The organism is Bradyrhizobium sp. A5, assembly GCF_042076515.1.
GTDB classification, from domain to species: Bacteria; Pseudomonadota; Alphaproteobacteria; order Rhizobiales; family Xanthobacteraceae; genus Bradyrhizobium; species Bradyrhizobium cosmicum.
This window is the reverse complement of the sequence record NZ_CP148990.1, coordinates 4,461,470-4,474,149: the sequence shown is the minus strand read 5'-3', so window position 1 is coordinate 4,474,149 and position 12,680 is coordinate 4,461,470. Positions and strand designations below refer to the sequence as shown.

Below are 12,680 nucleotides of genomic sequence, written 5' to 3'. Positions count from 1 at the left end.
AGAGATCTCTAGCGCCGCGCCTGCGGCCGCGCGCCACCCTGGGCTTTCAATGCGCGCAGCACTTTTTCCGGCGTGATCGGCAGATCGTCGATACGGACGCCGACGGCGTTGAAAATTGCGTTGGCGACGGCGGGCAGCACCGGATTGGCGCACATCTCCCCGGGGCCTTTGGCGCCAAACGGACCGTCGGGGGCGGGGCGCTCGAGCACCGCGATGTCATGCGGACAGATGTCGCCCGGGCCGGGCATCAGATATTCGACAAAGTCGCGCGGGCCGTGCACGGACTCGGGATAGTGAGGTTCGGTCGTCTCGTAGAGCGCGTGGCTGACGCCCATCCAGGCGCCGCCGACGAGTTGCTGCTCGACGAGGCGCGGATTGAGCGCGCGGCCGAGTTCGTAGGCGGAATCCATCCGAACCATCGCGACCTCGCCGGTCTCGTCATCGACATCGACCTCGGCGACGAGGCAAGCATGGGCATAGCAAGTGGCCGGCGACATCTCACCGGTTTCCGGATTGACCTCGGAGAGGGGGACAAGAAAGATACCGCGGCCGGAGATGGTCTTGCCTTGCTTGAACTGGGCGGCGATCGCGACGTCCTTGGTTGAGATCGATCGATGCGGCGCGCCCTTGACGTGGATGTTGCCGCGCCCGTCGGTTTCCAGATCGGCGGCGTTGACTTCCAGCTCCTCTGCCGCAGCCTCCATCATCACGCCGCGTGCCTCGCGGGCCGCCGCCATCACGGCGTTGCCGACGCGGTGGGTGCCGCGCGAGGCGAACGAGCCCATGCAATGTGGTCCGGTGTCGGAATCCGCCGTGTCGACATAGACGTCCTCGACCGGCACGCCCAGCGTCTCCGCACAGATCTGCCGCGTCACCGACTTCATGCCCTGGCCCAGGTCGATGGATGACAGCGCCACCGTGAACTTGCCGCTCGGGTTGGAATGCACCAGCGCCTGGCTGGGATCGCCGCCGAGGTTCATGCCGATGGGATAGTTGACCGACGCGATGCCGCGTCCGCGATGCCGGGTCATCTAGCGCCTCCTGGTGCCGAATACGGAGGAGAAACGGGTTGCGCCATGCGAGGGCGCGGCGGGTCGCGGCGAGGGCGGCGGCGGAGGAGGCGGTGGCGGTTCGCGGGTGAAGGTGGGCGGGAGCCGATCATAGCTGGTTCGCTGCTGGGCCGGTGCGGACGGCCGACCGCGCGCTTCCGCCGGCGTCGGCGGGATGACGGCGCGGCTGCCGCCGCCGTCCTTGCGTGAGGAGGCGCGTTTGAACTCCTCGCGCATCGGCCACTTGGCCTTTTCGGCCGCGACCTGAACGCATTCGATCAGCGCGGTGTTCTTGGCCTCGCGTCGGTGCGCCTTCATGTCGCCGTCACGATAGGCGTTCAGGATTCGGAACTCCATCGGGTCCATGTTGACGAGGTGCGCCAGCTTGTCCATCTGGCACTCGATCGCGAAGTCCATCGCGGTGACGCCGAAGCCGCGCATGGCGGTGGCAGGCGTCCGGTTGGTGAAGACGCAATAGACGTCGCCATAGACGTTGGGGATGGTGTAGGGGCCCGGAAGGTGCGCTGCGCATTTCACGGCGGCGTAGCTCGACAGCCTCGTATAGGCGCCGCTGTCGAAATAGGCCCGGATCTTTCGCGCGACCACTCGGCCATCGCGCATCACGCCATCCTTGATATAGATGCGTTCGGCGCCGCGCGGCGGTCCGTACTGCATCTCCTCCTCGCGACCGAACACATAGCGGACGGGACGCCCGGTCAGCATCGCGCCGAGGATCGCGATCGGCTCGGTCAGCGTATCGACCTTGCCGCCAAAGCCGCCGCCGACAGTGCCGCCGATGAAGTGGAAGGTGTTGGAAGGCACGTCAAGAATCTTGGCGCAGGTGTCGACCGAGAAGAACAGGGCCTGCGTCGAGGTGTAGACGACATAGCGGCCGTTGGTGTCGGGGGCGGCGATCGCGCCGTTGGTCTCGGTCGGGGCGTGCTCGATCGGCGACATCTGGTAGCGTTGCTCGAGCACGTGGTCGGCGGTCGCCAGCGCCGCGTCGGCGTCGCCGAAGCGCAGTTTTTGGTGATCGTAGGTCTCGTGATAGGTGAAGGTGTTCTTTGGATAGATCTCGTTGACGACGGGGGCGCCTGGCTTCAGCGCATCCTCGACGTCGAACACCGCCGCCAGCGGTTCGTAGTCGACCTTGACCTTTGCGACCGCCTCAAAGGCCTCGCGCTCGCCGTCGGCAACGATCGCGACGATCGGCTCGCCCTTGTAGCGGACCTTGTCGACCGCCAGCGACGGCTCGTCGTCCTTGCCGAAATTGATCAGGCTCAGAAGCGTGTTCAGATTGACCGGCACGTCGGCGCCGCGGATGACCCGGCGTACGCCGGCCGAGCGCTCGGCCTCGGTGGTATCGATGCGGCGAATTCTGGCATGCGAATGCGCCGAACGGACGACCTTCAAATGCAACATCCCCTGCAGCTGGTGGTCGTTGAAATAGCTGGACGTGCCCGTGACATGGCCAAGCATGTCCTGGCGCTGGGTGCCCTTGCCGATCTCCTTCAGATTGTCGTCGCGCTCGTCGGCGAAGATGTCCTTGCGCAGTTCCAGCATGGTCACGTTCCCTTAGGCGCTGACCCGGCCGCCGGCGGCGGCGAGGATGGCATTGATGATCGGCTCGTAGCCGGTGCAGCGGCAGATGTTGCCGGAGATGGCCTCGATGACCTCGTCGCGGCTCGGGGCGGGATTGCGGTCGAGCAGGGCTTTTGCGGCCATCAGCATGCCCGGGGTGCAGTAGCCGCACTGTGCCGCAAAATGATCGGCGAAGGCGCGCTGCAGCGGATGCAGATTGGGACCCTGCTTCATGCCATCGAGTGTCTCGATGGAGCGGCCGGCCACCGCTTCCGCCAGCGTCAGGCAGGAGAGGTGTATCTCGCCGTCGATCAGCACACTGCAGGCGCCACAGCCGCCCTGGCCGCAGCCAAATTTGGGCGTCATGTCGCCGATCAGTTCGCGCAGCGCCACAAGGAGATTGGTGCCGCCGTCGACGAAGATCGCGACGTCGCGGCCGTTGTGACGAAATTGCAGGGGGATCTTGGACATGAGGTCTATTCCCAGTCTATTCCTGGCCGGACAGCAGACGACGCAGATGGACGCCGACAATCTCACGGCGATACCAGGCGCTGCCGAGCGCGTTGTCAGATGGCGATGTTCCTTCAGTCGCAGCGGACGCCGCAGCGGCGATGGTCGTGGTGTCCAGCGAGCGGCCCTCGAGTGCGCGCTCGGCGGCGCGGGCGCGGATCTGCGTCGGCGCCATCGAGCCCAGTGCGATCCGGGCGCCTGCGATCCGGCCGCCGCTGATCGGCAGCAGTGCGGCAAGCGTGATGACCGAGCCGCCCTTCGGTTTGATGCGCGCGATCTTGCGATAGCGGAACGCGTCCGCGCTTGCCGGGCGGGTGCAGGACACCGACAGCACCAGTGCCCCGGCCTGACGCTCGCGCGCCTGCAGGAATTCCTCTATCGGCACGTCGCGCGCTCCAAAGCTGCCTTGAACGGCGACGGTCGCGTCGAGTGCCAACAGCGCGACGGTGAAATCGCCATAGGGGTTCGTTGCAAACAGATTGCCGCCCACCGTGCCCATGTTGCGCACGGCGGGACCGCCGATCGAGCGGGCAGGGGCATGTAGGAAGCCGAGGTCCCGTTCGGCCAGGATGCGTGCGAAGGTGACGCTGGCCCCCAGGGTCACGCGTGGGCCGGATGGGTCGATCCGGGTCAACGCCTGGTCCTGCGCCCGAACGACGGTCGAGATCGCGACATCGCCCTCGTTGAGCGCACGCATCACCAGCGTGCCGCCGCCGAGATAGCGCGCACTACGGTCTGACGACAGCGCCCCAGCCGCTTCGCTCGCACTTGCAAAGGTCTTCACTGTCACGGCCATCTATGCGACCTCCTTCAGATGGCGGCGGATCATATCGAATCCGGCCTGATAGATGTCTTCGGCGACCATGTGGGTGATGCGGTCCCTGTCCTCGGGCTTCGTCGTGAAGCGTGATTCCCAGTGCCAGAACGTGCGATCGCCATCGGTCACCGGAAGCAGGCGGACATGGGCGACGTAGTTGAACATCGGGATCGGGGTATCGAGCAGGCAATAGCTGAAGCTCTGTTCGAGGTCGGACAGTGCGAGCAACTGCTCACGCAGTTCGGAGCCGTCCTTGAGCCTGAAGCGCCGGATACAGCCGACCTTGTCCGAGGAATGGGCGCGCTCGATCGAGGACGTCGCAACCGCCGGGTGCCAGCGGTCATGTCCGTTGAAGTCGCGCAGCATCGACCACGCCGTATCCGTCGGCGCATCGAGAATCGTGCTTTTGACGATATGCGGCACGACCGTCAGCCTCCGAACACGCGCTTCAGCGCGTCAAAACCGCCCTGGAACACGCCGCCGCCGATATTGCCGACGAGTTCTGCCTCGCGCTCCGGCGCGCAATCGAACTCGGCGGTCCACTCCATGAACGTCTGGTCGCCGTCGGTCACCGGTGTTAGTCGCAGCGTAGCGACGTAGTTCTCGACGCCCATCGGGGATTCCAGGATCGAGTAGGTGCAGAACATGTCGTAGTCGGACAGACCGAGCAGCTTCTCGCGAATGCGGTCGCCGTTGCGCAGGCGAAAATCCCTGACACAGCCGATCTTGTCCGATGGCTCGCCGCCCTCGATCCGGCTTTCCGCAATCGCGGGATGCCAGTTCGGCAGGCCGTTGAAGTCACGCACCCGCGCCCAGACGCGGTCGTTGCGCGCATTGACGACGGTGGAGACGTAGACCCGGGGCATGGGGCAGACCTCAGCTCTTCTTCCGCGGACCGCGTTCGGTCGGTGGTTCGCCGCCTTCGGCCGATGTTGCCGGCGGAGGAGCCGGCTTGTCGCCGCCGCCCTTGCGTGCAGACTCCTTGATGCCCTGCAGATCGCGGGCCTCGCGGATCAGGCCCGGCATCTTGGCGAGACTGCCGCCTTCCACGCCGATGTCGGCGAGAAGCGAGTCGATCAGCGGCGCCTGGACGCGATAGCGCAGCGCCGAGTCGATCACCTCGTCGGTGGCGCTCCGACCGCCATTGCCGCCGTCTCCGCCATGCCCGTTGCCGTGGAGGCCGGCGACCTGGAGGATGCGGATGCCCTCGATCTTTTCCATCGGCTTGACGCTCTCGCGCACGATGCCCTCGACACGGTCGAGCAGCTTTCTGCGGAAGAGCGAGTAGCGCGCCTGGTCGGTCAGCACATTTTCGGCTTCGTTGAGCATGCGCTGTGCCTCGGCTTCGACTGCGGCGCGCACCCGCTCGGCCTCCGCGGCGATCCGGGTTTCTTCGGCCTGCTTTTCGGCGAGCATGACCTCGACGGTCCTGCGACGCTTTGCGATCTCGCTCTCGCGCGCGGTGATGACCCGCTCGGTCGCCTCCGTGGCCCGCATCCGCGCTTCTTCGGCCATCGCCTTGGCGGCGGACTCCTCCAGCGATTTCTGGTGAATGGCGATCGCCTTTTCCATGAGGACGGTCTCGACCTCCTTCTCGCGATTGACCTCGAGCTTGCGCAGTTCCCGCTCGCGGCCGACACGCGCCTCGTCGAGACCGCGATCGGATGCGATGCGGGCACGCTCCACTTCCTCGCGGGAGGCGATCTCGGCCTCCTGCAGCGACTGGATGCGGGCGACCTCGAGCTGCTCGATCGCGCGGCGGCGTTCGAGGCGGGCGGCTTCCAGCGCTTGCTCCCGCGACACGTCCGTGGTCTCGACCTCCTTGCGGGCAACGATTTCGGCCTGCCGGACCTGGCGGTCCGCGTCGATCCGCTCGGATTTCTTGGCGGATAGCGCAATGACGCGGTCCTCGTCGGCGATCTCGATCGCCTTCTTCTGCTCGATATTGAGGACTTCGCGCGTCTTGGACGCGTTGATCCGTTCGGCCTCGAGCGCGAGATCGACGCCAATGCGCTGGCGCTCGATGGAGTCGCGTCGCTTCAGCTCTGCGGCCTCGAGCACGCCGGTCCGCTCGATCTCCAGCGAACGCGTATCGCGCTCGGCCTGGATGCGCTCGGCTGCGACCGTCTTCTCCTGGGCGATGCGGGCCGCTTCGATCGCCTCGCGAGAGGCGATGTCGGCTTCCTCGACAGCGCGGTTGCGGGCGATCTCCAGCGAGCGGACGCGCTCCTCCTGGGCGATGCGTGTAGCCTCGGTGGTCTCCCGCGCGGCGATGCCGGCGACCTCCAGCGTCTGATTTCGCTCGATCTCGAGCTGCCGCGTGCTCTGCTCGGCGGAAATGCGCTCGGCGGCAAGCATGCGCTCGCGGGCAATACGTGCGGCCTCAACGGCCCGTTGCGCCTCGATCTCGGCCTCCTGGATGGTGCGAACCTGCTGGATCTCCAGCGCACGGGTGCGTTCGTCCGAAGAGATGCGCTCGACATTGACGACCAGCGTTTGGGCGATGCGTGCCCTCTCGGTGGCTTCGCGGGCCGCGATCTCCGCCTCGTCGACGGCGCGGGTACGCTCGATTTCGCGGCGCCGTGTCTCTTCTTCGTTGGCGATGCGGGCGTCAGTTACGATGCGGTCCTGCTGGATCCGAGCTTTCTCGATCGCTTCGCGCGCAGCGATCTCAGCTTCCTCGACGGTGCGCATCCGCTCGATCTCGCGCTGGCGGACCTCGCCCTCCGATGCAATGCGTGTCGTGTCGATCGAGCGCTGGTTGGCGATTCGGGTCTTCTCGATGTCCTCGCGGGCCAGCAGTTCCTTCTCTTCGATGGTGCGGGTGCGCTCAATCTCCTTCTGGCGGGTCTCGCGCTCGGAGGCGATCCGTGCCTCCGCAATCGCCTGGTCATTGGCGATCCGCGCGCGTTCGATCGTCTCGCGCGCCGAGATCTGCGCCTGCTCCGCCTCGGTCTCGCGCAGCGCCCGTTCGCGGGCGACTTCGGTGCGCTGGAGTGCGCGGCGCATCTCGATGTCGCGTTCCTGCTCCAGCCGTGCGGTTTCGCTCTCGCGCTCGATTTCGAGCGCCTGCCGTTCGGCTTCCAGATTGCGGGTGCGGATCTTGATCATCGAGTCCTGCTCGATGTCGTTGCGCAGCTTGCGTCTGGCCTCGATGTCCTGCATCAGCTGGGTCAGGCCCTCGGCGTCGAAGCGGTTCGAGGGGTTGAAGAACTCGAGGTCGGTCTGGTCGAGGTCGGTGATGGCGACAGATTCGAGTTCGAGGCCGTTCAAGGCGAGGGCTTCGGCGGCATTGGTCTTGACGCGCGCGACATAGTCACCGCGGCGCTCGTGCATTTCCTCCAGGGTCATCTCGGAGGCGACCGAGCGGATCGCAGAAATGAACTTGCCGGCGAGCAGAGCGTGGAGCTGCTCCGGCTCCATGGTGCGGCGGCCCAGTGTCGCGGCCGCAATCGACACCGCTTCCCCGGTGGCCTGGACGCGGACATAGAAGTCCGCCTCGATGTCGACGCGCATGCGGTCGCGGGTGATCACCGCGTCCTGCCTCGAACGCACTATGCCCATCGGCAGCACGTTCATGTTGACCGGGGTGTAATCGTGGATGAAAGGCAGGACGAAGGCACCGCCGTTGATCACCACGCGTTCGCCGAGGAAGCCGGTGCGGACGAACGACACCTCCTTGGAGGAACGGTGGTAGAGCCAGTTGACGATGTAGACGCCGACCACGATCACGATGATCGCGACGATCAGCCAGAGGATGAGCTCGCCGACCAGGATCCCTGACATGTTTCCCTCCCTCAATCTTACAGGCGTTATCGCGCGCCGATCGCCTTGAATTTGCGTACCTGCTCCGTCAGAGCCCGTTCCACCGGCAGCCGCTCCATCGAGGAGGCTCCGTAGAAGCCGTGACAATAACGGGTGTTCTTCATGATGAAATCGGCATCCGCAGGATCCGCGATCGGCCCCCCATGGGCGAGCACCAGAATGTCGGGATTGACGCTGAGCGCAGCGGAGGCCCAGGTGTCGATCCGGGCCGGGCAGTCCTGGAGCTTCGGTGCGGTCTGCGCGCCGATCGTCCCGCCGGTGGTGAGCCCGAGATGGCAGACGATGATGTCGGCGCCGGCGATCGCCATTGCGGCCGCTTCCTTCTCGCTGAAGACATAGGGCGTCGTCAGCAAGTCCTTCTCGCGCGCCTTGGCGATCATGTCGATCTCCAGCGCATAGGACATGCCGGTCTCTTCGAGATTGGCGCGGAAGACTCCGTCGATCAGGCCAACGGTCGGAAAGTTCTGCACGCCAGCGAAGCCGAGCGCCTTGAGATGGTCGAGAAACACATCCATGTCGCGGAACGGATCGGTGCCGTTGACGCCCGCAAGCACCGGCGTCTTGTGGACCACGGGCAGCACCTCGCCGGCCATCTCCAGCACGATGGCGTTGGCGTCGCCGTAGGCCATCAGCCCCGCGAGCGACCCGCGGCCGGCCATGCGGTAGCGGCCGGAATTGTAGATCACGATGAGATCGACACCGCCGGCTTCCTCGCACTTGGCCGACAGCCCGGTACCGGCGCCGCCGCCGACGATCGGCTCGCCGCGCTTCGCCATCTCGCGAAAGCGCCTCAGGAGGGTAACGCGTTCAAACCGGGCCATCGGTCACCTCGCTAGTCTCCGGCGCGCCCCGCCGCGTCCGAACAGTGTTCGGAACGCGCTCACGATGGTCGAGGCGAACTCGGGATCGTTGATGTTCTGCTTGACGCGGATGAGTTGCCTGTTGCCGGTCGCGCGCACCGTGCGCTCCAGCGCGCGAAATAGCGCAGCGTCCGCCTCCGGGTCCCAGAACGGCTGGCCACGGGCATCGAGAGCGGAAACGCCACCCTCGGGGAGGAAAAAGCGCACAGGCCCGTCCATCTGGTTGAGCCGCTCGCCGATCCAGCGGCCCATGCGCTCGTTCTCTTCCACCGTCGTCCGCATCAACGTCACCTGCGGATTGTGGACGTGGAATTTGCGGCCGCGATAGCGCTCGGGGATAGTGTCGGGCGCTCCGAAATTGACCATGTCGAGCGCGCCGACCGAGCCGACATAGGGCAGGCGGGTGCGGATAACAGCGCCGAAGCGATCCTCCGTCGCCGGAAACACGCCGCCCATCAGCAGGTCACAGATCTCGGTGGTAGTGAGATCGATCACGCCGGCAAGCTGGCCGGAATCGACCAGCTTCTCCATCGATCGTCCGCCGACGCCGGTGGCGTGGAAGACCAGGCACTCGGAATCCTCGTGCAGATCGGCCGCGATCTTCTGCACCGCCGGCGTGGTGACGCCGAACATGGTGATGCCAATCGACGGCAGCCCGGTGCTCGCGGCGCGCTCCTTCGTCTCGCGCTGGTCGAGCCGCGCCTTGACCATTCCGGCGATGGCATTGGCGCCGTTCGACAGCACTGCGCGCGAGATCGAATTGAGGCCCTGCACGTCAGTGACCGAGTACATCATCGTGATGTCGGCGGGGCCGACGTAGGGTCCGACGTCACTCGAGGCGACCGATGAGATGATCAACTTCGGCACGCCGATAGGGAGGGTGCGCATGCCGGGCGCGACCAGCGACGCGGCGCCGGAGCCGCCGGCGGAGATCACACCGGCGATATTGCTCTGGCGCTTGATCCAATTGGCAAACGCATCCGCCATCGCGGTAACAGCAACACCGCGATCTGGACCGAACACGGCCGAGCCGCCGCGGCCGTGGTTCAGGGCGATCTCCTGCGCGGAGACGTCGCAGGTCGCGTGCTTGCCGCTGGTGGAGACGTCGACCAGTCGCGTACGCAGGCCACTTTCGGCGATGATGTCACGGATGAAGCGAAGCTCCGTCCCCTTGGTGTCGAGCGTACCGACGACGAGGATCACGGGTGCGCCAGCGGTTTGCGCTGTCACCGGCTCACGCTTGCGCCGTGCGCTTTCGTCGAGGCGCGCAACTTGTGTTGAGAGCGTTCGCGCCGCCGCTTCGATCCGTGCGATCGGGACCGGCTGCGACCAGCGCGTCGGCAGGGTGGGATTGGAGATGTAGATTCGTGTTGGGCCGCTCGCGCGCGCCGGCTGAGGGACCGGCTTTGCTTCGCCGCCGGCAGCCGGCACATCGATGTCGGGCTCCAGTTCGGCATGAAGTCCGACGCCGAGCAGGCGCTGCTGTAGCCCGCGGTCGGCAGCCAGGCGACGAGAGTCGATGATGCGGTTGATGCGGCCGTTGACCATGATCGCGACGTTGCGCGAGATCGCTGTGGCAACGCCGATGTTCTGCTCGATCACGAGCACGGCCATGTCGCCGTCCTCGCCGAGCCGCAGCAGCATTTCCTCGACCTGGGCGACGATGACGGGCGCAAGCCCCTCGGTCGGCTCGTCCATGATCAACAGATGCGGATTGATCAGCAGCGCGCGCGAGATCGCGAGCATCTGCTGCTCGCCGCCGGAAAGCTGGCCGCCGCCATGGTCCTTGCGTTCGGCCAGCCGCGGAAAGATGTCGTAGATGCGCTCGACGGTCCAGGGGCCAGGCCGCATTCCGCCGGCCAGCCGCAGATGTTCGTCGACGCTGAGCGAACGCCAGAGCCGGCGGCCCTGCGGCACATAGCCGACGCCGAGGCGCGCAATATGGGCCGGCGGCCGGCGCGTGATATCCTCGCCGCGGACGCGGATCGCGCCGCCGCTGACCGGCACCAGGCCCATGATGGCCTTGCACAGCGTGGTCTTGCCCATGCCGTTGCGGCCGACGACGGAGAACACACCGGCGTCGAGCGAGAGGTCGACGCCCTGGAGCGCATGCGAGTGGCCGTAAAAGACGTCGAGGCCCCGGACCTCGAGCGCGGCGGCGCTGCGGCGGACCTCATTCATGGCCGCCTCCGAGATAGAGCTCCTGCACCTCGGGATCGGACTGGATCTCCTCCGGCAGGCCCTCCTTGAAGATGCGGCCGTTGTGCATCATCGTCACGCTCTCGACGACGCGCAACGCCACATCCATGTCGTGCTCGATGATGATGTAGCCGATATGCGCCGGCAGCGAGGTCAGGATCTCGACCAGCTCGGCCCGCTCGGTCGGCGAAAGGCCGGCGGCGGGCTCGTCGAACAGCACGAAGCGCGGCGCGCCGGCAAGCGCCAGTGCGATCTCGAGCTGACGCTGTTGGCCATGCGCGAGCTCGGCGACGCGCTGGTCCTTCACCGCGGTCAGATGCACGGCCTGCACCAGACTGTCGGCGGCATGCATCAGCGCGTCGTTCTGCCCCGGGCGTAAAAACGAGAATCGCCCGCGCGAGACGCCGCGGCAGGCGAGATAGACATTGTCCTGCACAGTGAGGCCGGGAAACAGCGCTGAGATCTGATAGGTGCGCCTGAGACCACGGCGGATGCGCTCGTAGGGCGGGAAGTGCGTGACGTCCTCGCCGAAGAAGCGGATGGTGCCGGAGGAGGGTGGGAAGTCGCCGGTGATGCAGTTGAACAGCGTGGTCTTGCCGGCGCCGTTGGAGCCGAGCACGGCGCGGCGTTCGCCGGGGCGCACGGTGATGGTGACGTCGGTCAGCGCCGCCAGCGCGCCGAACAGCCGCGTCACGCCGCGGAGCTCCAGCGCGGCCCCGGCGCCGACGGTGGAGAGGCGATGCGCGACGCTATCCATGGCCGCGCCCTCCGCCCAGGCGATCGGCTTGGCGACGCTGGCTTTGCCGCCAGCGCTGCCACAAGCCGATGACGCCGTCCGACGACCAGAACACGATGGCGAGAAAGCCGAGCCCGATCAGCAGGCGGAAGCGGTTGCCGTCGAGCCCGATCTTGACCAGGAAGTCGAGCGCGAAGGTGCGCAGCAGGACGAAGACCAGCGCGCCGATATAGGGGCCGACCGGCCGCGTGATACCGCCGACGACGGCGATGATGAGGATGTCGATGCAGGCGCCGACGCTGACCGTGCCCGGCGATATCTGGCGGTAGTTCCAGACCTGGAGCACACCGGCGAGGCCCGCGATGAAAGAGGCCACCGCATAGGCCGCAACGCGGTGCGCATTGACGTTGAAGCCGAGTGCGGCCATGCGGCGCGGGTTGTCACGCACGCCCTGAAGCGCCAGACCGAACGGCGCCCGGGAGATGTAGTCGACGGCGAAGTAGCAGAGCGCTGCGACCGCGAGCACGATATAGTAGAAGGGGACATCCCAGCGCCAGTCGACGCCCCAGAAATGGGGCGTGGCGACGTTGTTGATGCCGGTGTGGCCGTTGAATATCGGCCAGTTCTGGTTGGTGAAGTAGTAGAAAGCCGCGCCGATCGCGAGCGTGATCATGATGGTGTAGATGCCCTCGGTGCGCACCGCGAGCGTGCCGCCGAGCGTGCCGAAGAGGGTCGCAAGCGTCAGCGCCATCGGTACTGCCAGCCACCACGGCCAGCCCAGGCTGATATTGGCATTGCCGCTGACGCCGAACACCGCGACCATGTAGGCGGACAAGCCCGCGATGGTGAGCTGCATCAGGCTGACCATGCCGCCATAGCCGGCCAGGAACATCAGGCTGAGCGCGATGGTGCCGAGTATCAGCGTCGTCGCGAAGATCTCGATCAAGAAGAAGCCGTTGGCGATCAGCGGCATGATCAGGAGGATGACTGCCACGATCCAGGCCGCGGGATTGTTGATGTCGGGCCACCCGCGCACGGCCGGCCGCTGAACCGTTGCGGCGGCCTTGTGAACCTGGACGCGGGCATCGTGGGTGACGGACATG

Annotated in this window: 11 protein-coding genes; all 11 read right to left on the bottom strand. The window is 66.2% G+C overall.

The window, feature by feature from the left end:
* Positions 1–8: 8 nt before the first annotated feature.
* Genes WHZ77_RS21565 through WHZ77_RS21515 form a run of 11 tightly spaced genes read right to left on the bottom strand, consistent with a single transcriptional unit; the run spans position 9 to position 12,679 of the window.
* The gene (locus WHZ77_RS21565; protein ID WP_375309779.1) at positions 9–1,031 is read right to left on the bottom strand and encodes a xanthine dehydrogenase family protein molybdopterin-binding subunit; all 1,023 of its coding nucleotides are present in this window, start codon (positions 1,029–1,031) and stop codon (positions 9–11) included.
* On the bottom strand, positions 1,032–2,612 hold the full coding sequence (locus WHZ77_RS21560) for a xanthine dehydrogenase family protein molybdopterin-binding subunit (protein ID WP_375309778.1): 1,581 nt from the start codon (positions 2,610–2,612) through the stop codon (positions 1,032–1,034).
* 12 nt (positions 2,613–2,624) lie between these two features.
* Entirely contained in the window at positions 2,625–3,101 is a 477-nt protein-coding gene (locus WHZ77_RS21555) for a (2Fe-2S)-binding protein (protein ID WP_375309777.1), read from the bottom strand.
* A 16-nt stretch (positions 3,102–3,117) separates the two neighbouring features.
* Entirely contained in the window at positions 3,118–3,936 is an 819-nt protein-coding gene (locus WHZ77_RS21550) for an FAD binding domain-containing protein (protein WP_375309776.1), read from the bottom strand.
* The gene (locus WHZ77_RS21545) at positions 3,937–4,380 is read right to left on the bottom strand and encodes an SRPBCC family protein (RefSeq protein WP_375309775.1); all 444 of its coding nucleotides are present in this window, start codon (positions 4,378–4,380) and stop codon (positions 3,937–3,939) included.
* Positions 4,381–4,385: 5 nt separating this feature from the next.
* Positions 4,386–4,823 carry an SRPBCC family protein gene (locus WHZ77_RS21540; RefSeq protein ID WP_375309774.1) on the bottom strand — a complete coding sequence of 146 codons (438 nt, stop codon included), beginning with the start codon at positions 4,821–4,823 and terminating at the stop codon, positions 4,386–4,388.
* A 10-nt stretch (positions 4,824–4,833) separates the two neighbouring features.
* On the bottom strand, positions 4,834–7,743 hold the full coding sequence (locus WHZ77_RS21535; protein WP_375309773.1) for a flotillin domain-containing protein: 2,910 nt from the start codon (positions 7,741–7,743) through the stop codon (positions 4,834–4,836).
* Positions 7,744–7,769: 26 nt separating this feature from the next.
* On the bottom strand, positions 7,770–8,603 hold the full coding sequence (locus tag WHZ77_RS21530) for a phosphoenolpyruvate hydrolase family protein (protein WP_375309772.1): 834 nt from the start codon (positions 8,601–8,603) through the stop codon (positions 7,770–7,772).
* Between the two features lie 3 nt (positions 8,604–8,606).
* On the bottom strand, positions 8,607–10,823 hold the full coding sequence (locus WHZ77_RS21525; RefSeq protein ID WP_375309771.1) for an ABC transporter permease: 2,217 nt from the start codon (positions 10,821–10,823) through the stop codon (positions 8,607–8,609).
* On the bottom strand, positions 10,816–11,598 hold the full coding sequence (locus tag WHZ77_RS21520) for an ABC transporter ATP-binding protein (RefSeq protein WP_375309770.1): 783 nt from the start codon (positions 11,596–11,598) through the stop codon (positions 10,816–10,818). The genes WHZ77_RS21525 and WHZ77_RS21520 overlap by 8 nt, the downstream gene beginning before the upstream one ends.
* Positions 11,591–12,679 carry a branched-chain amino acid ABC transporter permease gene (locus WHZ77_RS21515; protein WP_375309769.1) on the bottom strand — a complete coding sequence of 363 codons (1,089 nt, stop codon included), beginning with the start codon at positions 12,677–12,679 and terminating at the stop codon, positions 11,591–11,593. The genes WHZ77_RS21520 and WHZ77_RS21515 overlap by 8 nt, the downstream gene beginning before the upstream one ends.
* Between the last annotated feature and the right edge of the window lies 1 nt (position 12,680).